General features: G+C 70.1%; 22 protein-coding genes, 2 tRNA genes and 1 pseudogene. 11 read left to right on the top strand and 14 right to left on the bottom strand.

The window, feature by feature from the left end; translation table 11 throughout:
* Positions 1-891: a dioxygenase family protein gene (locus CGZ93_RS16930; RefSeq protein WP_094365326.1), complete on the bottom strand. Its 891-nt coding sequence runs from the start codon at positions 889-891 to the stop codon at positions 1-3.
* A gap of 141 nt (positions 892-1,032) precedes the next feature.
* Here CGZ93_RS16930 and dnaG point away from each other — a divergent pair, with 141 nt between their 5' ends.
* The 6 genes from dnaG (at position 1,033) to CGZ93_RS16960 (ending at position 5,735) form a co-directional block, all read left to right on the top strand.
* The gene (gene dnaG, locus CGZ93_RS16935) at positions 1,033-2,898 is read left to right on the top strand and encodes a DNA primase (protein ID WP_094365327.1); all 1,866 of its coding nucleotides are present in this window, start codon (positions 1,033-1,035) and stop codon (positions 2,896-2,898) included.
* Positions 2,899-3,027: 129 nt separating this feature from the next.
* Positions 3,028-3,864 carry a sigma-70 family RNA polymerase sigma factor gene (locus tag CGZ93_RS16940; RefSeq protein ID WP_094365328.1) on the top strand — a complete coding sequence of 279 codons (837 nt, stop codon included), beginning with the start codon at positions 3,028-3,030 and terminating at the stop codon, positions 3,862-3,864.
* Positions 3,865-3,907: 43 nt separating this feature from the next.
* Positions 3,908-4,435: a hypothetical protein gene (locus CGZ93_RS16945; protein WP_094365329.1), complete on the top strand. Its 528-nt coding sequence runs from the start codon at positions 3,908-3,910 to the stop codon at positions 4,433-4,435.
* Between the two features lie 37 nt (positions 4,436-4,472).
* Positions 4,473-4,548: transfer RNA gene (locus CGZ93_RS16950), tRNA-Asn, on the top strand.
* A gap of 118 nt (positions 4,549-4,666) precedes the next feature.
* Positions 4,667-5,371 (top strand): hypothetical protein, encoded by a 705-nt coding sequence (locus tag CGZ93_RS16955; RefSeq protein WP_094365330.1) that lies wholly within the window; start codon positions 4,667-4,669, stop codon positions 5,369-5,371.
* A 10-nt stretch (positions 5,372-5,381) separates the two neighbouring features.
* Positions 5,382-5,735, top strand: a complete 354-nt coding sequence (locus CGZ93_RS16960; RefSeq protein ID WP_094365331.1) for a non-heme iron oxygenase ferredoxin subunit — start codon at positions 5,382-5,384, stop codon at positions 5,733-5,735.
* On the opposite strand, the gene CGZ93_RS16965 is transcribed toward CGZ93_RS16960, so the two are convergent.
* The 7 genes from CGZ93_RS16965 to CGZ93_RS16990 form a co-directional block, all read right to left on the bottom strand.
* Positions 5,704-6,492: an IclR family transcriptional regulator gene (locus CGZ93_RS16965; protein ID WP_094365332.1), complete on the bottom strand. Its 789-nt coding sequence runs from the start codon at positions 6,490-6,492 to the stop codon at positions 5,704-5,706. The two genes, CGZ93_RS16960 and CGZ93_RS16965, sit on opposite strands and share 32 nt — an antisense overlap.
* A 207-nt stretch (positions 6,493-6,699) precedes the next feature.
* Complete coding sequence (locus tag CGZ93_RS19095; protein WP_229117550.1) at positions 6,700-7,053, bottom strand: hypothetical protein; 354 nt, start codon at positions 7,051-7,053, stop codon at positions 6,700-6,702.
* A gap of 9 nt (positions 7,054-7,062) precedes the next feature.
* Complete coding sequence (locus CGZ93_RS18595; RefSeq protein ID WP_141211265.1) at positions 7,063-7,224, bottom strand: MHS family MFS transporter; 162 nt, start codon at positions 7,222-7,224, stop codon at positions 7,063-7,065.
* A 228-nt stretch (positions 7,225-7,452) separates the two neighbouring features.
* Positions 7,453-8,544, bottom strand: a complete 1,092-nt coding sequence (gene dmpG / locus CGZ93_RS16975; protein WP_094365333.1) for a 4-hydroxy-2-oxovalerate aldolase — start codon at positions 8,542-8,544, stop codon at positions 7,453-7,455.
* On the bottom strand, positions 8,541-9,509 hold the full coding sequence (locus CGZ93_RS16980) for an acetaldehyde dehydrogenase (acetylating) (RefSeq protein WP_267489751.1): 969 nt from the start codon (positions 9,507-9,509) through the stop codon (positions 8,541-8,543). Before CGZ93_RS16980 ends, dmpG begins: the two co-directional genes overlap by 4 nt.
* 45 nt (positions 9,510-9,554) lie before the next feature.
* Complete coding sequence (locus CGZ93_RS16985) at positions 9,555-10,370, bottom strand: 2-keto-4-pentenoate hydratase (protein ID WP_094365334.1); 816 nt, start codon at positions 10,368-10,370, stop codon at positions 9,555-9,557.
* Between the two features lie 96 nt (positions 10,371-10,466).
* Positions 10,467-11,906 carry an alpha,alpha-trehalose-phosphate synthase (UDP-forming) gene (locus CGZ93_RS16990; protein WP_094365335.1) on the bottom strand — a complete coding sequence of 480 codons (1,440 nt, stop codon included), beginning with the start codon at positions 11,904-11,906 and terminating at the stop codon, positions 10,467-10,469.
* Between the two features lie 94 nt (positions 11,907-12,000).
* Here CGZ93_RS16990 and otsB point away from each other — a divergent pair, with 94 nt between their 5' ends.
* The 3 genes from otsB to CGZ93_RS17005 all read left to right on the top strand — a co-directional run bounded on the left by otsB (position 12,001) and on the right by CGZ93_RS17005 (position 15,514).
* Complete coding sequence (otsB, locus tag CGZ93_RS16995; RefSeq protein WP_094365336.1) at positions 12,001-12,843, top strand: trehalose-phosphatase; 843 nt, start codon at positions 12,001-12,003, stop codon at positions 12,841-12,843.
* Between the two features lie 77 nt (positions 12,844-12,920).
* On the top strand, positions 12,921-14,429 hold the full coding sequence (locus tag CGZ93_RS17000) for a polysaccharide deacetylase family protein (RefSeq protein WP_094365337.1): 1,509 nt from the start codon (positions 12,921-12,923) through the stop codon (positions 14,427-14,429).
* Positions 14,429-15,514 (top strand): hypothetical protein, encoded by a 1,086-nt coding sequence (locus tag CGZ93_RS17005; RefSeq protein ID WP_094365338.1) that lies wholly within the window; start codon positions 14,429-14,431, stop codon positions 15,512-15,514. Before CGZ93_RS17000 ends, CGZ93_RS17005 begins: the two co-directional genes overlap by 1 nt.
* Here CGZ93_RS17005 and CGZ93_RS17010 read toward each other — a convergent pair.
* Entirely contained in the window at positions 15,507-15,971 is a 465-nt protein-coding gene (locus tag CGZ93_RS17010; protein ID WP_176451818.1) for a hypothetical protein, read from the bottom strand. The genes CGZ93_RS17005 and CGZ93_RS17010 overlap by 8 nt on opposite strands.
* A gap of 85 nt (positions 15,972-16,056) precedes the next feature.
* On the opposite strand from CGZ93_RS17010, the gene CGZ93_RS17015 reads away from it, so the two are divergent.
* On the top strand, positions 16,057-16,653 hold the full coding sequence (locus CGZ93_RS17015; protein WP_094365340.1) for a TetR/AcrR family transcriptional regulator: 597 nt from the start codon (positions 16,057-16,059) through the stop codon (positions 16,651-16,653).
* 90 nt (positions 16,654-16,743) lie between these two features.
* Here CGZ93_RS17015 and CGZ93_RS17020 read toward each other — a convergent pair.
* The 5 genes from CGZ93_RS17020 to CGZ93_RS19100 form a co-directional block, all read right to left on the bottom strand.
* Positions 16,744-16,817: transfer RNA gene (locus CGZ93_RS17020), tRNA-Ile, on the bottom strand.
* Between the two features lie 161 nt (positions 16,818-16,978).
* Entirely contained in the window at positions 16,979-18,313 is a 1,335-nt protein-coding gene (locus CGZ93_RS17025; protein WP_094365341.1) for a glycosyltransferase family 87 protein, read from the bottom strand.
* A gap of 60 nt (positions 18,314-18,373) precedes the next feature.
* Entirely contained in the window at positions 18,374-19,600 is a 1,227-nt protein-coding gene (locus tag CGZ93_RS17030) for a glycosyltransferase 87 family protein (RefSeq protein WP_176451819.1), read from the bottom strand.
* Positions 19,591-20,403, bottom strand: a complete 813-nt coding sequence (locus tag CGZ93_RS17035) for an HAD family hydrolase (protein ID WP_094365343.1) — start codon at positions 20,401-20,403, stop codon at positions 19,591-19,593. Before CGZ93_RS17035 ends, CGZ93_RS17030 begins: the two co-directional genes overlap by 10 nt.
* Positions 20,400-21,401: a hypothetical protein gene (locus tag CGZ93_RS19100; RefSeq protein WP_094365344.1), complete on the bottom strand. Its 1,002-nt coding sequence runs from the start codon at positions 21,399-21,401 to the stop codon at positions 20,400-20,402. The genes CGZ93_RS17035 and CGZ93_RS19100 overlap by 4 nt, the downstream gene beginning before the upstream one ends.
* Positions 21,402-21,573: 172 nt before the next feature.
* On the opposite strand from CGZ93_RS19100, the pseudogene CGZ93_RS17045 reads away from it, so the two are divergent.
* Positions 21,574-22,587, top strand: a pseudogene (locus tag CGZ93_RS17045) (AAA family ATPase); the annotation flags it as partial.
* Between the last annotated feature and the right edge of the window lie 8 nt (positions 22,588-22,595).

Consider the following 22,595-nt stretch of genomic DNA (forward strand, 5'->3'; position numbering starts at 1 on the left):
TCAGTTGACCGCGACGGTGAGCTTCGCGACATAGCCGTCCCTCGCCGACCCGGTCACCGTTGCCAACTGCCGGGCCCCGTTGTCGTCTCGGAACACCATGTCCCGGCCCAGGCTGGTGCGGTCCAGGTTGCTCGTCGAGCGGGTATATCCGGTGCTCGCATAGACGGCCCGCGACGCGTCCTCGGGCAGCGCGATCTGGGAGGTCTTGACGATCTGCCGCCGTCCCGAGGTGGCCGCGGCCAGGGAACCGAACACCTCGAAGTGGAGGTGCGGCCAGCGCCCGTCATAGCAGCCGGGATAGATGGTGGTGAAGCGGACCGTCCCGTTGCCGTCGGTCTCGGCCACCCCGCGCAGATAGTTCTCGTTGCGGATCGCGCTGGAATACATCGAATACTGGCCGAGCTGGTCGGCGTGCCACAGATAGACCGCCCCACCGACCAGCGGCCGGCAGGCCTGGGCGAGGTTGAGCACGGTCAGCTCCATGGTCAGCGGTACGCCGGCAGCCACCCCGCTGGGCCCGCCGAAGCTGGAGCGCAGGTCGGTGCGCACGATGCCGCTCTGGGTGAGCGCGTTCGCCCCGTTGGAGCCGTCACCCGGATATGGGCCTGCGGTCTCGTCGGGCACCTCCGTCACACACTGGGTGCTTGCGGTGCCCGCACTGCCGGAGCCCGCGGTGCTCCCGGTCGTCGAGGTGGAGGTGGTGTCGGCGGCTGCGGTGCTGCCACTGGCGACCTGCTGAGGTGCGCATCCGGCCAGCCCGAGCAGCCCGGCCGCGCCGCCGCCGAACAGCAGCAGCGCCCGCCGGCGGTTCAGGGTGCCCAGGTCGAAGCCCAGCCCGCGGTCGTGCACGGCGCGGACATAGCGGTCGTTCTCGGTGTTCGGGTCGGTCATCTCGGCCTCGCTCGTCAGGTTCGCTCGATCGGTTCGTTTGGTGACACCAAATCTGACCGATCGACCCGGCCGCGGCCTGTGCGGTGTCTGTGCGGTTGCTGTGAGTGTGGGGGCGTCCGCGCCACCGCATAGACTGCGCCCGTGGCAGGCAGGATCAACGAGGAGGACGTGGCGGAGGTACGCAGCCGTGCCCGGATCGAAGAGGTGGTCGGTCAGGTCGTGGCGCTGCGCAACGCCGGCGGCGGTTCCCTCAAGGGGCTGTGCCCGTTCCACGACGAGAAGACGCCCAGCTTCCAGGTGACCCCGAGCAAGGGGTTCTACTACTGCTTCGGCTGCTCCGAGGGCGGTGACGTGATCACCTTCTTGATGAAGCACGACAACCTGTCCTTCAGCGAGGCCGTGGAAAACCTGGCCGACCGGGTCGGCGTACAACTGCGTCATGTGGACGGCCCCGGCGCCCCCCGGGCCGAACCCGGCCTGCGCACCCGCATCCTGGAGGCGAACGCCGCCGCTGCCGACTTCTTCTCCGACCAACTGACCAGCCCGGACGCCCTGGCCGGACGACAATTCCTTGCCCAGCGAGGATTCGACCGGTCGGCGGCCGAGCACTTCGGCATCGGCTGGGCCCCGCGCGGCGGCAAGGAGCTGCAGCGATTCCTGCAGGGCAAGGGATTCTCCCGATCCGACCTGGTGAAGGCGGGGCTGGCCCGGGAGTCCGGCTGGGACTTCTTCCAGGGTCGGCTGCTGTGGCCGATCCGGGACTCCTCCAAGCAGGTGGTCGGCTTCGGCGCGCGCCGCATCTTCGACGACGACCGGATGCCGGCGAAATATCTCAACACCCCGGAAACCCCGGTCTACAAGAAATCCCACGTGCTCTACGGTCTCGACCTGGCCCGCCAGCAGATCGGCAAGAAGGCCCAGGCGGTGGTGGTCGAGGGCTACACCGACGTGATGGCCGCACACCTGGCCGGGGTGGACACCGCGGTCGCCTCCTGCGGCACCGCCTTCGGCGAGGACCACGCGCGCACCCTGCAGCGGCTGATGGGCGGCGACGCGTTCACCGGCGAGATCATCTTCACCTTCGACGGTGACGCCGCCGGCCAGGCCGCGGCGCTCAAGGTGTTCAACTTCGACCAGAAGTTCATCTCCCAGACCTACGTGGCGATCGAACCCACCGGCCTTGACCCGTGCGACCTGCGGCTCGCCCACGGTGAGGCCGCGGTGCGGGAGCTGGTGGCACGCCGGGTGCCGCTCTATCGGTTCGTGATGAGCAACGTGTTGTCCAAGTTTGACCTCGACCGGGCCGACGGGCGGCTCGGGGCGCTGCGCGCCGCGGCACCGCTGGTCTCCTCGATCCGCGACACCTCGCTGGTGTCCGGCTATGCCCGCGAGCTGGCCGGGATGATCGGCATGGACGTCGACGAGGTACGCCGTGAGCTCGCCCGCGCCGCCGACCGGCGTCGCCGCGGCGAGGCCGAGCCGGAGCTGCCGACCGAACCGGCCGAAACCCCACGTCAGCAGGGAATGCCGTGGCCCGACCCACGCGAACGACGCCTCGTGGTGGAGCGGGACACCGTCAAGCTGCTGCTGCAGCATCCCGCGCTGTTCGGCGATTCCTGGCTGCGGCTGCGGCCCGAGGACTTCACGCATCCGGCGTACGCCGCGGTGCTGGGGGCCTGCCACCAGGCCACCGAACAGCAGCAGTCCGGGGTCGACTGGAGCCAGCGGGTGCGCGAGGCGGCCAGCTCTCCCGAGCTGGCGCAGCTGGTGGTGGCGCTGTCGGTGGAACCGCTGCTGCACGAACCAGACCAGGACTACGTCGCGGCCTATCTGGCCAAGCTGCAGCTGCTCACCGCCAACCGGCAGATCGCCGACCTGAAGTCGCGGCTGCAGCGCACCAACCCGGTCGAGCAGCAACCGGTCTACAACCAGATGTTCGCCAAGCTGCTGTCGCTGGAGACCGAGCGCAAGGAACTGCAGGCGCGCACGCTGGGTGTCAACGACTGAGCCGGTCGGGGAGGCCCCCGGGGCGGGGTCGATGTCACCGAGGGTGGGGATCCGGTGTCGTCCGAATGATGACTCCACAACCGGACCGAGGCGGCGTCCGATCGCTCGATCGTGGCCCATCGTGAAGGCATGGAGATCACACGGCTGAGGTCGGGACGGCTGCTGGATGCGGCCGAGGAGCGCGAGTTGGCGTACCGCATCGAGGTGGGGGTGTACGCCGCAGCGCTGCGCTCGGCGGGCGGGCACCCGAGGGTCGGTGAGGTCGAACTGACCGAGCTGGAACGGCTGGGTGCCGAGGCCTGGGACCGGTTCCTGCTGGCCAACCTGCGGCTGGTGTCGATGGTGTCGCGGGCGACGGCCCGGGGGACCGGTCACCAGGAACCCGACCTGTTCCAGGAGGGGTGCGCGGGGCTGGCGCAGGCGTTGCGACGGTTCGATCCCCGGGCGGGGGTGCGTTTCGCCACCTATGCGCTGCCGTGGATCCGCTCGTCGGTCGCGCGGGCCATCGAGCGCCAGCTCGGAGAGCCGGACCAGGAGCGCCGGCACCAGGCCCGCCGGGCGTGGTGGCGGCTGGCCCAGCAGCTGTCACGCGAACCCACGGCGGTCGAGGTGGCCGCCGACCTGGGCCAGGACTCGGTGCGGGTGGCCCGGGCGCTGCACGCGGATCACGGGGTGGTGCTGTTCGACGACACCACCTGGCGGGAGCCGTCGGACGAGGCCGCCCAGGCGCGGCTGGCGGCCGTGCTGCAGCACCGGGTGCCGGTCAAGCGGTGGCTGGCCACCCTGCCCCGGCTGGAGAGCGAGGTGATCTGGCTGCGGTTCGGCTTTGCCGGCGGTCCGCACGGGTACGCCGAGGTCGGGCGCCAGTTGCGGCTGCAGCCCAATCGGGTACGCCGGCTGGAGGCGCGCGCGTTGGACCGGCTGCGAGAGCTGTGCCACACCGACGACCTGCCGATGGCGGTCTGACGGGTTGGTCGTGGCCTGCTGGAGGGGGTGGCAGGATGACCGCATGGTCCTGTTCCGCCGGCACCGCACGAGCCTCGACCCGACCACCCGCGAGACCCTCGCACAGGCGTACGCCGAACGCTTCGGCCGGGCGATCGGCCGGCCGATCACCGCCACCCGAACCGACGGGTGCTGGTGTGTGCTGCTGCCGGACGCGCTGGCCGAGGAACGTGCAGACGGCTGGCGGTTCGTGGGGTGGCACGAGGTCGACCGCGGTGGCTGGAACTCCCAGAACAACGAGCTGCGCTGGGAACTGGTCGACGGCCGCCGCGGGGCGGTGGTGCTCGACGAGCCGGGGCGGCTGCCCGAGGTGTTCGCCGAGCGGGTGGCGGCCAGCATCGTCGTGCAGCAGCACATCGACCTGCCCGACTCCCGCGAAGGGGCGGTGATCAGCGCCCGACGCGACCTGGGTGACCGCGCGGCGGGACTGCTGTGGCGTACCAGACGCGGTCGCGGCACCCCCGACACCGCGGAGGTCAGGGCGCGGCTCGCGGCCGAGATCGAGCGGCTGCAAACCGATTACGACTTTTGACCCGACACTGCTAGAGTTATCAACCGCGCCGCGGCGTTCCCCCGTAGCTCAATTGGCAGAGCATTCGACTGTTAATCGAAGGGTTACTGGTTCGAGTCCAGTCGGGGGAGCCAACCCCACAAGCTCCTGACAAGGTGAAACCGGTCAGGAGCTTTTGCTTTCCCCGAGTCCCGCACGATTCGGGGTGCTCCCCGACGGCCCTACGATCGAGGCAGAGTCTTGGGGGGCGGCATGTGGGACAGCGAGATTATCGGCGCGATCATCGGACCGCTGCTGACCGGGTTGCTGGCGTTGATCGCCTACACCGTGCGCGAGCAGCTGTCGGTCCGCCGCTGGGACGACGAGCGGGACCGGGCACTCACCAAGGCGACCAACGAGGTCCGCTACATCGACACCTGGCTGTCCGCGCTGAACCGGTTGCCCGACAGCGACCCGGAGCGCGAGGTCAAACTGCAGCGCGCCCTGCTCGACCTCGAGCGCAGCTATCAGGTGATGTCCTCGGACCTGGCGGACGACGGGCCCCGCCCGCGCACCCGCACCCTTGGCGAGCACGTCCGCCACCTGCTGCTGCTCGACCTGCGCAAGACCTTCCCCAAGGTGCTGCGGGTCTTCTTCTATCTGTTCGCGCTGATGGGGCTGCTGTGGACCGCCGCGATCATCTCGGTCTTCGACTCGGGCAGCGAGCAGGGCCTCGGGCTGGAGATCACCGGGTCCGCGATCATCACCGTGCTCGGCTTCCTGCCCGCGCTGCTGGTCGGCATCTGGGCCCGGGCCGCTGACCGGGACAAGGTCCGCCCGCAGCCGGGCGTACCGCCGCCACCGAGTGGACTCCCACCCAGCGCTCTCCCGCAGGGTCCGTTCGCCGGTTATGGTCCGCGGCCGGGGGCCGGGCCGGATCCGTGGTCCGGACCATCCCAGCAGGAGTGGCTGCGCTAACCTGCGGGTCATGTCCGAACCCGTGAAGATCGCCGAGGTCGCCGACGTCGAACCCGGCCAGGCCGTGCAGATCGATCACCGGATGGCCGGGACCGGGGACAACCTGTGCCTGGCGCGCACGGAGTCGGGGGAGTTCTTCGCGGTGGACAACACCTGCACCCATTCGCTGGCGTGGCTCGCCGACGGCTGGGTCGAGGGGGACACCATCGAGTGCCCGGTGCACGCCGCCGCCTTCTGCCTGCGCACCGGCGAGGCGCTCACCCTGCCCGCCTCGGAGCCGGTCCGGGCCTACCAGGTGGAGGTCCGCGGCAGCGAGGTCTGGCTGGTCGGGCTCAGGCCCGGTGCTGCCGGCGACGCGCCCTGAGCCTGGCGGCGTACGCCTGGGACGCCTTCGCGCACACCTCGCGCAGCGCGTTCGCCTGGGTCCGCGGGTCGAAGTGCTGGGTCGGTCCGGACACCGACATGGCCGCCACCGGGACTCCGGTCGGCCCGAGGACGGGTGCGGCCACGCAGTTCAGCCCCAGCCGCACCTCCCCGCGGTCGAAGGCGATGCCGGCCTCGCGAATCCAGGCCAGCTCGGCCCGCAACTCGTCGGCATCGGTCACCGTGTGCTCGGTCCACGCCGGCAGCTCCTCGGCGAGCACCTCCTCCACCAGATCGGGGGCGTGACTCAGCAACACCTTGCCCACGGCGGTGCAGTAGGCCGGGATGCGGCCGCCGATGCGGGAGGGGGAGGGCACGCGGTGCAGGCCGTGCAGCTTGTTCAGATAGACCACGTCGCTGCCCTCGAGCATGGCCAGGTGCACGGTCTGCCGGGTCCGCTCATAGAGGTGCGCCAGAAACGGGGTGAGCACGTCGCGGATCTGCTCGACCTCGGGCAGCGTCACCGGCGCGGTCAGCTCGGTCAGCAGCGGCCCCAGTCGATAGTTGCTGCCCGCCCGCTCCACGGCACCGTTGCGCTCGAGCATGCCCAGCACCCGGAAGGCGGTGGACTTGGAGAGGTCGGTACGCCGGGCCAGCTCGCTGACCCCCACGCCGGATCCGGCGTCCTTGCCGAACGCGCCCAGCAGGGCGAGGGCCTTGTCGACAGCGGTGCGGCTGTCGCGGCTGTTGGTGGTCATCGTGCTCAATTCGTCGGCAGGGAGGTCAGTCTAACCCTGCACCCGCCGCTGCGGCCTCGGCAATCACCACGTCCTGCCAGGACATCCCGACGGTCTTGAACACGTTGGGCCGGTCGGTGGCCCGCGGCACCCCTCCCGGTGGCGAGCTCCGCCATCGTGCGCAGGTCGTCCTCGGCCAGCTGCCCCTCGGCGATCTCCAGCACCACGTCACCGGCCTCGCGCAGCGGTCACCGGCCTCGCGCAGCGGTCACCGGCCTCGCGCAGCGCGGTCGCGCGGTCCTCGACCACCACCAGCGAGCGGCCGACCAGCGAACCGTCCAGCTCGCGCTGGTCAGGGAAGTGCGAGCCCATCGCGACCACACAGGCCCCGTCGCCGACCCAGTCGCCGTCGAACAGCGGGGTGGGTGCGGAGGTGCAGCACAGCACCACCTGGCTGGCCCGGACCGCCCGTTCCACATCGAACAGATGGAGCAGGGCGGGGGAGGCGACGCCGATCGCGGCGTAGGTGGGCAGCAGGCCGATCGCCATCGTGGCGGCGCCCATGATCGACAGGGTCAGCACCAGGGTCTTCTAGCGCCCGATCCGGTCGCCGATGTGGGCGAACACGATCCCGCCGAAGGGCCGGAAGAAGAAGGTCAACGCGTTGCCGAACCAAGCGAGCATGATCGCCACGAACGGGTCGTCGGCGGGGAAGAAGTAGTTGTTGAAGATCAGCGGCGCGACCGTGGGCATAGAGCAGGAAGTCGCACCACTCGATCGCGCTGCCCACCAGAGAGCCGACCAGGACGCGTCGGTGGGTGGGCGGGGTCGCGACCGGGACTGCCTGGCTCATGATCCTCCTGGTTCTGGGTGGGCCAGTCACTCCAGCGGGCGTACGCCACAGCGGCCCGGTCCCCGTGTGGGGACCGGGCCGCTCCGGGCTTCGACAGGCTCAGCCAGCGTCGACAGGCTCAGCCAGCGTCAGGCGTCCTGACCGGCGTTGGCCATGGCCACGGCGACGTCGATGATCATGTCCTCCTGGCCACCGACGTAGCGCCGCCGGCCGATCTCCTCGAGGATCTCGGTGATCGGCACGTTGTAGCGCTCGGCGGCCCGCTCCGCGTGGAACAGGAAGGAGTTGTAGACCCCCGCCTTCCCCTGGATGATCGACGCGCGGTCCATGATCGGCAGCCGCGGGATGATCGGGCGCATCACGTCGTCGGAGGCGCTGAGGATCTTCTTCAGGTCCACCCCGGTCTCGATGCCGAGCCGCTCGAAGGCGGCGATCAGCACCTCGGTCGGGGAGTTGCCGGCACCGGCGCCCATTGCGCACAGCGAACCGTCGATCTGGGTCGCCCCGGCCCGCACCGCCAGCACCGAGTTGGCCACGCCGAAGCTGAGGTTCTGGTGGCCGTGGTAGCCGATCTCGGCCTCGTCACCGATCTCCTGCTTGATCGCGGTGACCCGGTCGGACACGTCCTCCAGGATCAGCGCGCCGGCCGAGTCGACGACGTAGACGTTCTGGCAGCCGGCGTCGACCATGATCCGGGCCTGCTTGGCCAGCCCCTCGGGGTCGATCATGTGCGACAGCATCAGGAAGCCGACGGTCTCCAGGCCCAGGTTTCGGGCCTCGTTGAAGTGCTGGATCGACACGTCGGCCTCGGTGCAGTGGGTGGCGATGCGGATCATGTCGATGCCGCGTTCCTTCGCCTCCTTCATGTCGTGCACCGTGCCCAGGCCCGGCAGCATCAACGCGGCCACCTTGGCGTTCTTGACGGTGTCCCTCACCGCCGAGATGAGGTCCATCTCGTTGGTGCCGGAGAAGCCGTAGTTGAACGACGAGCCGGCCAGGCCGTCGCCGTGGGTCACTTCGATGATGGGCACGCCGGCCTCGTCCAGCGCCTTGGAGACGTCGGTGACGTTCTCCTTGGTGTACTGGTGGCGGATCGCGTGCGACCCGTCGCGCAGGGTGGTGTCGGTGATCCGGACCTGGTGGGCCGGACGCTGGTCGCCGACGGCCTCGCCGTGGCCGGCGCCGTCGATCTGCTGCTGATCAGTCAGCTGCTGGCTCATGCCTGCGCCCCTTCCTTGGCTGCGTGCTCCTCCATCCGCTGGACCAGCATGTCGCCGGTCCGCGCGGCGGCGGAGGTGATGATGTCGAGGTTGCCGGCATATTCGGGCAGATAGTCGGCGGCGCCGCGGACCTGCACCAGGCAGGTGACCCGGCCCCAGCCGTTCCACTCCGGACGGGCGTGGTCGAACTGCGGGTCGGCGGTGAGGGCGTACCCGGGGACGTAGTCCTGAACCGTCTTGACCATCTCGGCGATGGAGTCGCGGACCTTGTCCTGCAGCGCGCCCTCCTCGGCGGCCTCGGCGGGCAGGGAGCAATAGACAGTGTTGCGCATCATCAGCGGCGGCTCGGCCGGGTTGAGGATGATGATCGCCTTCCCGCGCTCGGCACCGCCGACGACCTCGAGCGCCTTGGAGGTGGTCTCGGTGAACTCGTCGATGTTGGCCCGGGTACCGGGGCCGGCCGACTTGGACGCGATCGAGGCGACGATCTCGGCGTACTCCACGGGAACCACCTGGGAGACGGCCGCGACCATCGGCGTGGTCGCCTGACCACCGCAGGTGATCATGTTGACGTTGTCGATGTCGGTCAGGCTGTCCAGGTTGACCGGCGGGCACAGGTAGGGCCCGACGGCGGCGGGGGTCAGGTCGATCGCCTTGATCCCGGCCTCCTTGTAGCGCGGCGCGTTGGCGCTGTGCGCCTTGGCGCTGGTGCACTCGAACACGAAATCGGGCAACCGGTCCTGCTTGAGCAGCCAGTCCACGCCCTCGGCCGACGCCTCCAGGCCGAGCCGCTTGGCGCGGGACAGGCCGTCCGAGGTGGGGTCGACGCCGATCATGTAGATCGGCTGGATCTGGGTGGAGCGGCGGAACAGCTTGAACATCAGGTCCGAGCCGATGTTGCCCGGTCCGACGATCGCTGCGGTGTACTTGCGGCCCGATGCGTCGGGCAACTGGGGGTCAGACACGTGAAATCGTTTCCTTGTCTTGGTCGACGAGCCCGTCGGACGGGTTCAGTCGAAGTGGATGGTGAAGGAGCCGAGGTCGCCGTAGTCGGCGGTGGCGGTGGAACCCGCCTCGACCACGGCTGCGGCGCAGAAGCTGCCCGGCAGGACGACCTGTCCGGCCTTCAGCGGCACCCCGCGCTCACCGAGGGTGTTGGCGAGCCACTGCAGCGGCCCGGCCGGGTGGCCCATCACGTCGGCACCGGTTCCACTGCCGACGACCTCGCCGTCGACGGTCAGGGTGCACTGCACGATCGGCAGGTCGTCCTTGTCCAGCTTGAGCGCCTGCTCCGACCAGGCGATGGCACCGTAGGAGGCGTTGTCGGCGACGGTGTCGACCAGCTTGATGTTCCAGTCGGCGACGCGGGAGTCGATGATCTCGATCGCCATGTGCACGGTGTCGATCGCGTCCACGGCATCGGCCAGGGTGACCCCGGGGCCGGTCAGGTCCTTCTTCAGCACGAACGCGAACTCGGGCTCGATCTTCGGCTGGATGAAGTCCTTGGAGTTGAAGTGGGCGTCCTCGTGGCCGATGAACCGGTCGTCGTCGAACATGAACCCGAAGTCGGGGGAGTCGACTCCCAGCGCCTTCTGCATCGCCAGCGAGGTCAACCCGATCTTGCGCCCGATCAGCGTGCCGCCGTCGGCCAGCAGCTTCTGCTCCTGGAGCTGCTGGATGGCGTACGCGTCCTCGACGGTCATCTCGGAGAGCTGCTCGCGCAACGGCTGGATCGGCTGCTTGGTCCGATATGCCGCCAGCAGGGCGTCGGCCAACTGCTGGTGCTGCTGGCTGCGCTCGGTGTCGAAGTTCTGGCGATCGGTCATCTGGGCCTCCTTGCTGTGGACACGTCCGCTTACTCGATAGTAGGCAGGCGAACCCGGGCCCGGTGCCGGGTGTGCCGGAGGGCGAAACGGCCGACGTCAGCCGGTCTGGTCGGCCTCCGCGGTCGGGTCGGCCTGCTTCAGGTCGGTGAGGAACCGGTCGGCCCAGCGGTCGATGTCGTTCTCGAAAACCTGCTTGCGCATCGCGCGCATCCGCCGCTTGCGTTCGGCCTCGGGGGCCGAGGCGGCCTCCATCATCGACGCCTTCAACCCGTTGATGTCATAGGGGTTGACCAGATAGGCCTGCTTGAGTTCCTTGGCGGCACCGGCGAACTCGCTGAGCACCAGCGCCCCGTCACCGTCGCGACGACAGGCCACGAACTCCTTGGCGACCAGGTTCATCCCGTCGCGCAGCGGGGTGACCACCATGATGTCGGCGGTCGTGTAGAGCGCTGCCATCTCCTCGCGCGGGAACGACGAGTGCAGGTAGGTGATCGGCGGTCGCCCGATCCGTCCGGTGTCCCCGTTGATCTGCCCGACCAGCCGGTCGATCTCGTCACGCAGCAGCTTGTATTCCTCGACCCGTTCCCGCGAGGGGGTGGCGACCTGCACGAAGGCGGCGTCCTCCGGGTCGAGGGCGCCCTCGGCGATCAGCTCCCCGAACGCGCGGATCCGCTGCTTGATGCCCTTGGTGTAGTCGAGCCGGTCGACGCCGAGGAAGACCGTCTTCGGATGACCCAGGTCGGCGTGGATCTGCTCGGCCCGCTGCACCACCTCCGGCGTCCCGGCCATCTCCTCGAAGGCGCGCGCGTCGATCGAGATCGGGTACGCCCGGGCCCGGGCTGTGCGGCCGTCGGGGAGGCGTACCGTGTCGCCCTTGGTGTCCATCCGCAGCTGGCCCCGGGCCAGTCGGAGGAAGTTCTGCGCGCCGCCGGGGAGCTGGAAGCCGATCAGGTCGGCACCCAGCAGACCGGCCACGATCTCGCGCCGCCAGGGCAGCTGCAGGAATAGTTCGGTGGGCGGGAACGGGATGTGCAGGAAGAAGCCGATCCGCAGGTCGGGGCGCCGCTCCCGCAGCATCTGCGGCACCAGCTGCAACTGGTAGTCCTGCACCCACACCGTCGCCCCGTCGTCGGCGATCCCGGCGGCGGCCTCGGCGAAGCGGCGGTTGACGGTGAGGTAGGCGTCCCACCACTCGCGGTGGAACTCGGGGAAGGCGACCCCGTCGTGGTACAGCGGCCACAGGGTGGCGTTGGAGAACCCCTCGTAGTATTCCTCCACCTCCTGGGTGGACAGCGGTACCGGGACCAGCTTGAGCCCGTCGTCGGTGAACGGCTCCAGCGTCTCGTCCGGGGCGCCGTGCCAGCCGACCCAGGCGCCGTCCTGACCGTGCATCACCGGTTCGAGGGCGGTGACCAGACCGCCGGGGGAGGTGCGCCAGTCGACGGTGCCGTCGGGCAGCACCACCCGGTCCACCGGTAACCGGTTCGCCACCACGACGAAGTCGGCGCGTTCGGGCTGGGGTGCCTTGCGAGCCATCGGGACACTGCCTCCTCGGGATCTTTGGTCAGTCTAGATACCCCGGTGCCGGGGCGGTCAGTCGGGTCACCCCGGCGTCTGCGAGGCTGTGGGCATGCCTGACACCGCACGGATCAGTGAGCTGGGGGGCGACCCGGACGGTGCCCGCGCCGTGGCCGCGATGGTCGCCGACCCCACGCATTCCCTGCTGGCGCTGGATTTCGACGGGGTGCTCTCCCCGATCGTGCCCGATCCCGAGCAGGCGTACGCCCTGCCGGCGGCGGTCGACGCGCTGACCCGTCTCGGCCCGGTGCTGCAACTGGCGGTGATCACCGGACGGCCGGTGCGCACCGCGGTCCGGCTCGGGGAGCTGGATCGGCGCGAGGGGTTGGAGCGGCTGGTGGTGCTGGGGCAGTACGGGGTGGAGCGCTGGGAGGCGGCGACCGGTGAGTACGACGAGCCACCGGTGCCGGAGGGTGTCCGCGAGTTCTTCGACGAGCTGCCGGGCCTGTTGGTTCGGCTGGGGTTGGCGAGCCTGCACGTGGAGGACAAGGGCAGGGCGGTCGCGGTGCACACCCGCCGCGCCGACGACCCGGCGGGGGCGCTGCGCACGATCACCGAGCCGATCTCGCAGCGGGCCGCCGAACTCGGGCTGCACGTCGAGCCGGGCAAGAACGTGCTCGAGGTCCGCTCGCCGGGCCAGGACAAGGGCGCCGCGCTGAGGGTGCTGGTGGGGGAAAAGCGGATCCGGGCGGTGGCGTACGCCGGGGACGACCTGGGCGACCTGCCTGCCTTCGACGTGGTGGATTCCCTGCGGGAGCTGGGAACCCCGGGGCTGACCATCTGCTCGGCCTCCGTCGAACAGCAGGCCCTGGCCGATCGGGCCAACCTCATCTGTGACGGGCCCGAAGGGGTCGCCGAGTGGTTGGCCGGCCTGGCCGGCCTGCTCGGCCGCTGACCCGCTCCCTGAGCCTGTCGAAGGGTCCCTGTCCACGGGTCGGTATAGCCTGCTCGCGACACCTGAGGGGGATCGGGATGACGCGCTGTCTCGCACCGACCGGCCGGTTGCTGCTGGCCCTGGCACTGTTGCTCGCCCTGTTCGGGCCGACCCGGGTCGCCCACGCCGCCCCGGTCACCGGGGCGATCGGGATGAAGTGGGAACAGGTCCGCGGGCTGGTCGGTGAGGCCGAGCAGCCCGAGTTCTGCGGGCTGGTCGGCGGGGGCTGTGGCCAGCGATTCCAACGCGGGTTCATCTACTGGTCGCCTGCCTCCGGGGCGCACCCGGTGACCGGCGCCATCCTCGGGCGCTGGGGCGTACTCGGTTCGGAGCGCAGTTTTCTCGGCTATCCGGTGACCGACGAGTTCTGCGGTCTGCGTGACGGCGGGTGTGGTCAGCACTTCCAGCGCGGGTCGATCTATTGGTCGCCGGCGACCGGCGCCTGGGAGGTGGGCGGGGAGATCCTGCGCACCTGGATCGCGCACGGCTGGGAGGCGGGGGCCTCCGGCTATCCGACCTCCCAGGAGTTCTGCGGGCTGCGCGCCCGCGGCTGCGTGCAGCGGTTCGGCAATGGCGCGATCTATCACTCGCCGTTCGTCGGCACCCACCGGGTCGCCGGCATGATCTGGGAGGGCTATCGCTCGGTGGGCTGGGAGAACTCACCGCTGAGCTATCCGACCGAGGAGGAGTTCTGCGGCCTGCGCGACGGCGGTTGCGTGCAACGGTTCCAGGGCGGGCTGGTCTATTGGTCGCCCGCTGGGGCGTACGCCGTCTTCGGCGCGATCGGACTGTTCTATGCCGAAACCGGCTGGGAGACCGGCCGGTTCGGGTACGCCCGCAGCAACGAGCGGTGCCGGGTCGAGGGCGGGGTGACCAGCTGTGAACAGGACTTCGCCGGCGGTCGGATCACCTGGCGCAGCGACCGCGGGATCAGCACCGGGGTGGACTGTCGGGTGCAGAAGTGCATCGCACTCACCTATGACGACGGCCCGAGCGCCCACACGGATCGCCTGCTGGACACGCTTTCCCGCGAGGGCGCCCGGGCCACCTTCTTCATGGTGGGGACGAACGTGAGCGGCCGTCCCGGCACGGTACGCCGGATGCGCGACCTGGGCATGGAGGTGGCCAACCACACGGTGAACCACCCCGACCTGCGGACCCGCTCGGAGAGCCAGATCCGCTACGAGATCGGCGACACGAACCGGCGCATCCGGGACGCCAGCGGGGTCAACCCGACCTATTTCCGTCCGCCCTATGGGGCCACGAACGCCACCGTGAACCGGGTGGCCGCGGAGAACGGGCTCGCGGTGATCAACTGGAACTACGACACCTGGGACTGGCGGGATCGCAACGCCTCAGTGGTGGCCGGCCGGGTGCTCAACGAGGCGGGTCCGAATTCGGTGGTGCTGATGCACGACCTGCACGCGACGACCGTCGACGCGGCCCCGGCCATCGTGCGCGGGTTGAAGGATCGCGGGTTCACCATGGTCACCGTGAGCGAGTTGCTCGGACCGGGCCAGCCCGGACGGGTCTACTTCACCGGCTGATGTGGTGGCGTCGCGGCTGGGGGCTGGCGCTGGTTTCGGTGCTGCTGCTGGTTGCGTGTACGCCGCGGCCCGATCCGGCGCCCTCGTCGGCCTGGCAGCGGATCGAGGTCGGCGGGGTCAGCCCGGACTCGTTGGCGACTGCCGGCACCGAGGTGCTGGTCGGTGGGCACACCGTCGCCGTTGAGCAGACCCGACCGCGGTTGCTCTCGTTGCGGGACGGGCGGGTGAGCGAGGTTTCGCTGCGGTCGGCAACGCCCTACGGAGAGGTGGCCGAGCCCGTCCAGGTCGCCGCGGTCGGTGACCGGATCCACCTGCTGGGCACGGCGCGGGGTGGGGCACACGGCAACCCGCGTTGGACCACCTGGTCCGGGGACGCCGGTGCGGTGGTCGAGCACGAGCAGGTGTTCTGGGTGTTCGGCGGGCACGAGTCCGGGACGATGGTGGCGCTGGTGGCCGGCAGCGCCGGGCCGGTGGTGGTGGGCAGTTGGGCCGGTGAGCGCGGGATGGACGTGGCGCTGTGGACCGCGGATCAGGACGGGACCAGGTGGGAGCGACGGGAGTCGGCGGGGACCGAACTGGCCTCGACGACGACCCGTCAGTACGAGGCGCACGGCGCGGCCGGCAGTGGCGGTGAGCTGGTGGTCGTGGCGGGGGAGCAGCTGGAACTCGACCACGAGCTGCGGCGGCGACCGGTTGTCTGGATCTGGGAGTCGCGCGGGGCGGCCGTACGCCGGATCGAGCTGCCCGCCGACGAGGGGCGGGCCGACAGCGCGTCCTGCTCCGAGTCGGCCTGCTTCGTGGCCGGAGTGACGGGTGGCCGGGCGGCGCTCTGGCAGGTGTGGCCGGGATCGGTGCGCGCCGTGGCGGTGCCCGAGCTGGCGGTCGATGCCGGTACGCCGGCGCAGGTGCTGCTGGACGGATCTGGGGCGCTGGTCGTCGCCCAGTCGGGCGGGGTGGTGAAGGTGGCCGGTCGAGGTGGAGACGGTCCGGCCGGGCGGCCGGTCGGCGCGGTTCGCGCGTTTGATGGCGGGTGGCTGGTGCTGGTGCGTGGCCCGCAGGGGGCCGGGGTGTGGCGGGTCAGCTGACCAACGTGGTGGTCGCGGCGTTGCGCAGCGGCCGCAGGCGGTGCCGGGCGAAGCCGGCCACGCTGGTCAGCACCAGCGGTCCCCACACGAAGATCGGGGCATAGCAGGCGACCATCAGCGCCAGGGCGCTTCCGTGCAGCAGTCCGGAGTCCGGGCGTACGCCCCGCAGGAGAGCCAGTGGCAGGTCGATGCTGAACAGCCAGGTCACGATGGCCCCGCCGATCGTGCCGGCGATCACCGGGAACCACGGGTTGATCCGGAGCGGGCCGAGTTGGCGTCCCCAGCGGCTGACCAGCCCGGTGGTGAGGAAACCGGCGCTCAACTGGACCACGCTGAGCCCGATCACATAGCCGGGCGTTTCGGCGTACATCGCTCGGAGGTCGGCCGTGCCGGGGAGCAGGCCGCCCAGCATCAGCAGACGCCAGATGGCGGAGGGGATGGCGCAGGCGAAGGACACCCGGGCCACCGTGTGAAGCCAGCGGGGGAGTTCTAGAGACTGCGTTCTAGTTTGCATGTTCCAAAACTAGCACTAGGGTCGGGTCATGGCCAGACCGGCGAAGTTCAGCACCGACGACCTGCTCGACGGGGCGCAGCGTGCGGTGGTCGAGCACGGTCTCGGGGCGTCGATCGGACAGGTCGCCGCCGAGGTGGGGGCGCCGGTGGGTTCGATCTATCACCGCTTCCCCTCCCGGGAGCACCTGTTCGTCACCCTGTGGATGCGCTCGATCCGCGCCTTTCACGTCGGGCTGCTGGCCACCGCCGAGATCGACGACCCACGGGAGGCGCTGCTCGCACAGGCGGTGCACATCCCTCGGTTCTGTCGCGACAACCCGCAGGTCGCGCTGTGCATGACGCTGTATCGGCACAGCGTGCTGCGCGAGTCGGCGCCCGAGTCGCTGCGGACGGAGGTCGGGGAGCTCAACGACGCGGTCTGGGCGATGGTCGCCCGGCAGACCGAGGCGGTGTTCGGCCGCCGCGACGAGCACCTGGCGCTGGTGGTCGCGATCGCCGTGCAGCAGTGTCCCTATGGCCTGGTACGCCCGTTCATCGGCGCCCAGATCCCGGTGCCCCCGTGGCTCGACGACGCCGTGGTCGCCGCGGCCGGTGCCATCCTCGACCTCGAACTCACGCGCCCCTGACCCGGGCCAAGCCTGCTCACGCTTATCGGTCAATTGTCCCGCGTCCCCAGTTGGGAGAGCGTGAGTGTGGAGCGATAAGCGTGAGCCGGGTGCGCCGAGTGGGGCTCGAACCCACGACCCAGGGATTATGAGTCCCCTGCTCTGACCGGCTGAGCTATCGGCGCATGCGGCGGCCATCTTAGCGCTGACTTCGCGTACCAAAGCTCACTTCGCGGACCGAACGTCACTCAACGGACTACCGGTGAGCCGCGAAGTGAAACTCAGCACGCGAAGTGGCGTTGGGTACGCGAAGTGGGCGCCCGACCGCGCGCGGCCTCCGGAAGGGTCAGTCCTGGCGGGAGTGCTGATCCCCGGTGTCGCTGACCGGCAGTCCCACGGCCGTGGATCCGGAGCCGCCCGCGCCAACCGCGCTGGTGGCGAGCTCCGATCCGGCATCGGTGGGCACCTCATAGCGGCGCAGGGTCAGCGGCAGCCAGGGCAGCCCGCGCCGGCGCCGCTCGACGATCGCCAGCACCAGCGCGAGCACGAACAGCCCGATGCTGAAGAACATGGTGCCGGCGTCGATCAGCTTCTGCCCGTCGGTGTACTTGAACTCGTCCTGGAAGTCGACGAACTGCATGAACGGGGCGTACGCCACCCACAACGAGGTGACCAGGCCATAGAAGCGGAGCGCCGACGGCAGCGCCTTGTCGATCACCAGCACGATCGCCAGCGGCATCACCCAGACGAAGTGGTGGCTCCACGAGATCGGCGAGGCGAGCAGGCCGGCGAAGCCGGTCAGGCAGATGCCCAGCGCGGCATGCCCGTTGCGGTGCCACAGCACCGCGGCCACCAGCCCGATCACACAGACGATGCCGGCCAGCGCGAGTCCCTCCAGCGGGATCTTGTCCGACGGCGCGTGGGTGAAGCGGATGTAGTTCCCGATCACCGACTGGTTCGTGTAGTACTTCATCTGCGTGTTCATCCCGGAGTCGCCGCCGACCAGACGGGTCCAGAAGAGCAGCGAGGGCCTCGGCAGCAGGAGGCCGCCGATCACGGTCGCGGCAACGAACGAGACGAACGTGACGATCGCCGCCTTCACCCGGCCGGACAGGAACAGGTAGACCGCGAACAGCGCCGGGGTCAGCTTGACCGCGGTCGCGATCCCGGTCAGCCAGCCCTCGGGCAGCCAGCGGCGCTTGCCCAGCAGTCGGGGACCGGGCATCAGGTCGAGCGCGACCAGGGCCATCATGAAGATGTTCACCTGGCCGAAGCCGAGGGTCATCCGCAGCGGCTCGATCATCCAGATCGCCGCGGTCGCGACGAGTGACAGCTGCCAGCCCCGGAACTTCAACCGGTAGCAGATCGCCATCACCGCCAGGCCGTTCAGCAGCAGCCAGGCGACCTCGCCGGGGATCTTGTCCAGCAGGGCGAACGGGACCGCGAGCAGGGCCGCGAACGGCGGGTAGATGAAGGGCAGCCAGTCACCGCGGATGTTGTAGAAGGCGCGCCCCTCGAGCACCCGGTGGGCGGTGCGCACGTAGACCTCGAGGTCGATCATGTTGGGGGACCACGGGGTGAACTGCCCCTCCTTGACCTCGGTGGCGCCGGCGTACACCGCCGCGAACAGCGGGGGGAGTGCGTAGATCACCCACAGTGCGACCCGCTTCACCTTCTCCATGCAGCGCCCTCTTCGTTGCTCGTCCTCAATCCAGCACCGCGATCCAGCACCGGCACGACACTACCGGCTCGCCGCTTTGGAGTGCGTCTCCCACGGCGAGTCTCGATTTTCCGATGGGCTCGACGCCGCCGCGGAGCGGGGCAGGAAGAGGACCGCGATCGCGATCGCGGTGCTCAGCAGGTTGGGCCCGGCCGCGAACCACTTCTGCCCGATCGAATATTCGAAGATCTCCCGCTGGGCCCAGGGCGCCCCGCCCAGGCTCCACTGCGGGTTGATCAGGCACCACAGCACCGCGGCCATCGCCAGCATCCGCGTCCAGACGGGCAGCCGGTCGCGCCAGGCGGCGTACCCGAGCGGCAGCAGCCAGGTCAGGTGGTGCGACCAGGCGATCGGGTTGGCCAGGCTGGAGATCAGCCCGAGAATGCCCAGCCCGAGCACCTCATGTCCGATACGCCAGCAACGCCAGGCGGCGGCCAGCCCGATCACCACCATCACCACCCCGAGGGCCAGGCCGACGGTCGTACCCGTCTCGATTCCGAGGAAGCGCTGGGCGGCGCTGGAGACCGACAGGTTGTAGATCCAGCCGAACGCGTCCGGGTTGGCGCCCGAATCGCCCCCGGCGAGTCGACCCCAATAGCCGGCGGCCGGTCCCGGGGCCACCGCCAGCCCGAGCAGGATGGTGCCCACGAAGGTGCCGATGGCGACCAGCCCGTCGCGGCGCCGACCGACCAGGAACAGATAGACGATGAACACAGCCGGGGTGAGTTTCAGCCCGGTGGCCAGGCCGATCAGCATCCCGCCGGGCAGCCTGCGCCGACGCCCGTCGGCCGGGCCGAGCACGTCGAACAGCACCAGGGTCAGCAGCAGGATGCCGAGCTGACCGAGCCGGATCGTGGTCAGGAACGGATCGGCCAGCACCACCACGGCCGCGGCCGCGACGCTGGCCCACCACGGCCGCAGCCCGAGCCGGCGCAGCACCGCCATCGTCATCAGGCCGTTGGCCGAGGCCCAGATCAGCTGACTCAGCCACCATGGCAGCCAGGTGAACGGAATCGCCAGCACGGCCGCGATCGGCGGATAGATGTAGGGGAAGGTGACGGTGCTGGTGTAGAAGTCCTCGCCGCGGACCAGGAAACGGGCCGCGTTGACATAGACCTCGAGATCCTGGCTCCACGGCTGCCACGGCCAGACGCTGGCACCGCGGATGCTCGCGACCGCATAGCAGGCGGCGAGGATGGGCAACAGCGCCCGGCCCAGGCCAGTCAACAGCCGCCGAGTCACAACCACGCTCGGATGGTACGCCCAACCGCGGACTCCGCGTTGCTCCCGATCACCGTGGCGGACAGATCCGCCAGGCTCACGTGCGACTGTGCCATCAGGTACGCCTGACCGGCCCATTCGAGCATGGCCCGGTCGTTCGGCATGTCGCCGAAGGCGGCCACCTCCTCGCGTGCGACGCCGAGCTCTGCGGCGTACGCGGCCAGGGTCCGCGCCTTCGTCACCCCCGGGGCGCTCGCCTCCAGCAGCCCCGGCAACTCGGAGAACGAGCTCCAGGTCAGCGTCAGCGCGTCCCCGACCACCTCGGCGGCCCGTGCCGCCAGCTCGGCGGACCCGAGCGCGGGGTGCTGGATCAGCAGCTTCACGAACGGTTCGGCGGACAGTTCCTCGGCATCCCCGGTGAAGAAGCGGGGGTCGCCCAGCTCGGAGGCGGGCTGCCAACCGATCCGGTACGCCGGTTCCGCGCCGAAGCGCATCCCCTGTTCGAACCCGAAACTGACCTCCGGCAGGGCCGCCCGCAGGTCCCGGATCGCCCGCCGCGCGACCCGGCGATCAATCGGGTGGCTGTGCAGGGCGCGCTCATCGCCCAGATCCCACAGCAGCGCTCCGTTGCTGGCCACCACGATCGGGTGGGAGACGGGCAGCTCCGCCAGCACCGACAACCAGCGCGGGGGGCGGCCGGTGGCGAACACCACCAGCAGCCCGGCGGCCATCGCGTCGGCGACCGCCCGGGCGTTCTCGGCGCTGACAGTGCCGTCGGGGGAGAGGAACGTGCCGTCCAGGTCCGTCGCCACCAGCCGGGGGCGACTCACAGCCGCGAGGGCGGGGTCGGGGTGCCCCGGGCGCTGGCGGACGGATCCGGGGTCGGCCCGTCCGGACCTGCGGAACTGGAGCCGGACGGGGACGGGCTCTGCGGGGTGGGCGAGCCCGACCCCTGCCCCGGAGCCGGTGAGGGCGTCGGCGTCGCGGTCCCCGACGGGGGTGGCGGGGGCGCGCTGCCGGTGCCCGTGCCCGTGCCCGGGGAACCGGATCCGGTCTGGCCAGTCCCGGAACCCTGGCCGGGTTGCGGCGGCGGGGACTGCGGGGCTGAGTTCCGGAAGATGAGGATCGCGATCAGTACCGCCAGGGTGGCCAGCAGCACCATCAGCAACCAGGACGCCAGGATGCTCAGGAACCCGGCCCGGTCATAGCGACCCGGCCAGGGCAGCGGCCAGACCCGGTTGTGCCCGGAGCCGAACCGGTCGATCCAGGGCAGCCGATAGTCCGGCCCCTTCGGCTCGCCGATCGGCGCCAGGTCGATCAGGTCGACCTCGGCCAGGATGCTGTTGGCCAGCTCGGAGATCCGGCGGGCGTTGCCGGGTTCACCGGTCAGGGTGAGCGCGGCCCAGGGTGCGATCGGGTGACTGTCGTCGGGGTCGACCGGGTCGTCGTCCTCGGAACGGAACCGCCGACCGAGGCGCCCCTCGTCCTGCTCGTGCCCGCCGCGGGCCAGCACATCGTCGATGTGCAACTGGTTGATCATCCCCGAGAAGCGGTCGCGGGCGACCTTGTCCGCGGCGGCCCCGGCGTGCAGCTGCAGCAGCACCACCGACTGCTCGGAACTGGTGGTGGTGCCTCGGGTGTGGTGCTCGAGGCCGTCGCCGTGCCCCAGATAGGCGGTCCCCGACGGGCGCCAGTGCAGCCGACCGTCGAGCCAGAAGTCACCGATCTTCGCCGGGTCCTCGGGCAGCACCGGCGTCACCTCGAACCCGTGCCAATCGGGTTCGGCGGACGCATCACCCTGCTGGGCGTCGCGGTTGTTGGTCGACATCCATCCTGCTCACTGGTCGGGACACGGGCCGGGCGGGCCCGGCAGCGGGCAGCCGGCTCCCATTGTGCCAGCCTCCGGGATCCGGATCGGCTGAGCCGGGTGGGACTCCGGACTTGGGTACGCTGGGTCGAGCCCGCGCGCGGTGAACCACCGGTACGTACAGGAGATGTGAGTGACCAGTCCGACCAGCCAGTCCTCGGTCAGCACCCAGGACGCAGCCCGCCTGCTCGGGGACGCCATTCGTCAGGTGCAACGGATCATCGTCGGTCAGGAGCACATGGTCGAGCAGTTGATGGTCGGACTGCTGGCCAAGGGGCACGTCCTGCTCGAGGGCGTCCCGGGTGTCGCCAAGACCCTGGCGGTGCGCTCCTTCGCGACCGTGGTCGGTGGCGAGTTCGCCCGGATCCAGTTCACCCCCGACCTGGTCCCCTCCGACATCGTCGGCACGCGGATCTATCTGGCCAGCCAGGAGAAGTTCGAGGTCGAGCTCGGGCCGGTGTTCGTCAACTTCGTGCTCGCCGACGAGATCAACCGCGCGCCGGCCAAGGTGCAGTCGGCGATGCTGGAGCTGATGGCCGAGAAGCAGGCGTCCATCGCCGGCCACACCTACCCCGCGCCCAAGCCGTTCATCGTGATCGCCACCCAGAACCCGGTCGAGTCCGAGGGTGTCTATCCGCTGCCCGAGGCGCAGCGCGACCGGTTCCTGCTCAAGGTGGACGTGCCCTATCCGCGCGGCAACGAGGAGTTCGAGATCCTGCGCCGGATGAGCGTCGACCCGCCCGAGGCGCGTCCGGTGCTCGACCCGGAGCTGGTGCTGCAGCTGCAGCGCCAGGCCGCGGACGTGTTCGTGCACAACCTGGTCGCCGAATACATCGTGCGGCTGGTGCTGGCCACGCGTACCCCCGCCGAGTTCAACATGCCCGACCTCACCTCGGTGATCCAGATCGGCTGCTCCCCGCGCGCCACCCTCGGCCTGGTCGCCGCCTCCCGGGCGCTGGCGCTGATCCACGGCCGCGACTACGTGCTGCCGACCGATGTGCAGGCCGTCGCCAAGGACGTGATGTCGCACCGGCTGGTGCTCGGGTTCGACGCCGTCGCCGACAACATCCAGCCCAGCCAGGTGATCGAGCGGATCCTGGCGATGGTCCCGCCGCCCACCCCGGTGTGGAACCAGCCGCAGGGTCAGCAGGGCCC

Origin of the sequence: Enemella dayhoffiae (assembly GCF_002250625.1) — a bacterium.
Classification (GTDB): domain Bacteria; phylum Actinomycetota; class Actinomycetes; order Propionibacteriales; family Propionibacteriaceae; genus Enemella; species Enemella dayhoffiae.

Bases quoted from the DNA above. Each gene is read 5' to 3' on its own strand.
- CGZ93_RS16930 (WP_094365326.1), bottom strand. From the start codon at position 891: ATGACCGACCCGAACACCGAGAACGACCGCTATGTCCGCGCCGTGCAC.
- CGZ93_RS16940 (WP_094365328.1), top strand. From the start codon at position 3,028: ATGGAGATCACACGGCTGAGGTCGGGACGGCTGCTGGATGCGGCCGAG.
- CGZ93_RS16945 (WP_094365329.1), top strand. From the start codon at position 3,908: ATGGTCCTGTTCCGCCGGCACCGCACGAGCCTCGACCCGACCACCCGC.
- CGZ93_RS16955 (WP_094365330.1), top strand. From the start codon at position 4,667: ATGTGGGACAGCGAGATTATCGGCGCGATCATCGGACCGCTGCTGACC.
- CGZ93_RS16960 (WP_094365331.1), top strand. From the start codon at position 5,382: ATGTCCGAACCCGTGAAGATCGCCGAGGTCGCCGACGTCGAACCCGGC.
- CGZ93_RS16965 (WP_094365332.1), bottom strand. From the start codon at position 6,492: ATGACCACCAACAGCCGCGACAGCCGCACCGCTGTCGACAAGGCCCTC.
- CGZ93_RS18595 (WP_141211265.1), bottom strand. From the start codon at position 7,224: ATGCCCACGGTCGCGCCGCTGATCTTCAACAACTACTTCTTCCCCGCC.
- dmpG (WP_094365333.1), bottom strand. From the start codon at position 8,544: ATGAGCCAGCAGCTGACTGATCAGCAGCAGATCGACGGCGCCGGCCAC.
- CGZ93_RS16985 (WP_094365334.1), bottom strand. From the start codon at position 10,370: ATGACCGATCGCCAGAACTTCGACACCGAGCGCAGCCAGCAGCACCAG.
- CGZ93_RS16990 (WP_094365335.1), bottom strand. From the start codon at position 11,906: ATGGCTCGCAAGGCACCCCAGCCCGAACGCGCCGACTTCGTCGTGGTG.
- otsB (WP_094365336.1), top strand. From the start codon at position 12,001: ATGCCTGACACCGCACGGATCAGTGAGCTGGGGGGCGACCCGGACGGT.
- CGZ93_RS17000 (WP_094365337.1), top strand. From the start codon at position 12,921: ATGACGCGCTGTCTCGCACCGACCGGCCGGTTGCTGCTGGCCCTGGCA.
- CGZ93_RS17005 (WP_094365338.1), top strand. From the start codon at position 14,429: ATGTGGTGGCGTCGCGGCTGGGGGCTGGCGCTGGTTTCGGTGCTGCTG.
- CGZ93_RS17015 (WP_094365340.1), top strand. From the start codon at position 16,057: ATGGCCAGACCGGCGAAGTTCAGCACCGACGACCTGCTCGACGGGGCG.
- CGZ93_RS17025 (WP_094365341.1), bottom strand. From the start codon at position 18,313: ATGGAGAAGGTGAAGCGGGTCGCACTGTGGGTGATCTACGCACTCCCC.
- CGZ93_RS19100 (WP_094365344.1), bottom strand. From the start codon at position 21,401: ATGTCGACCAACAACCGCGACGCCCAGCAGGGTGATGCGTCCGCCGAA.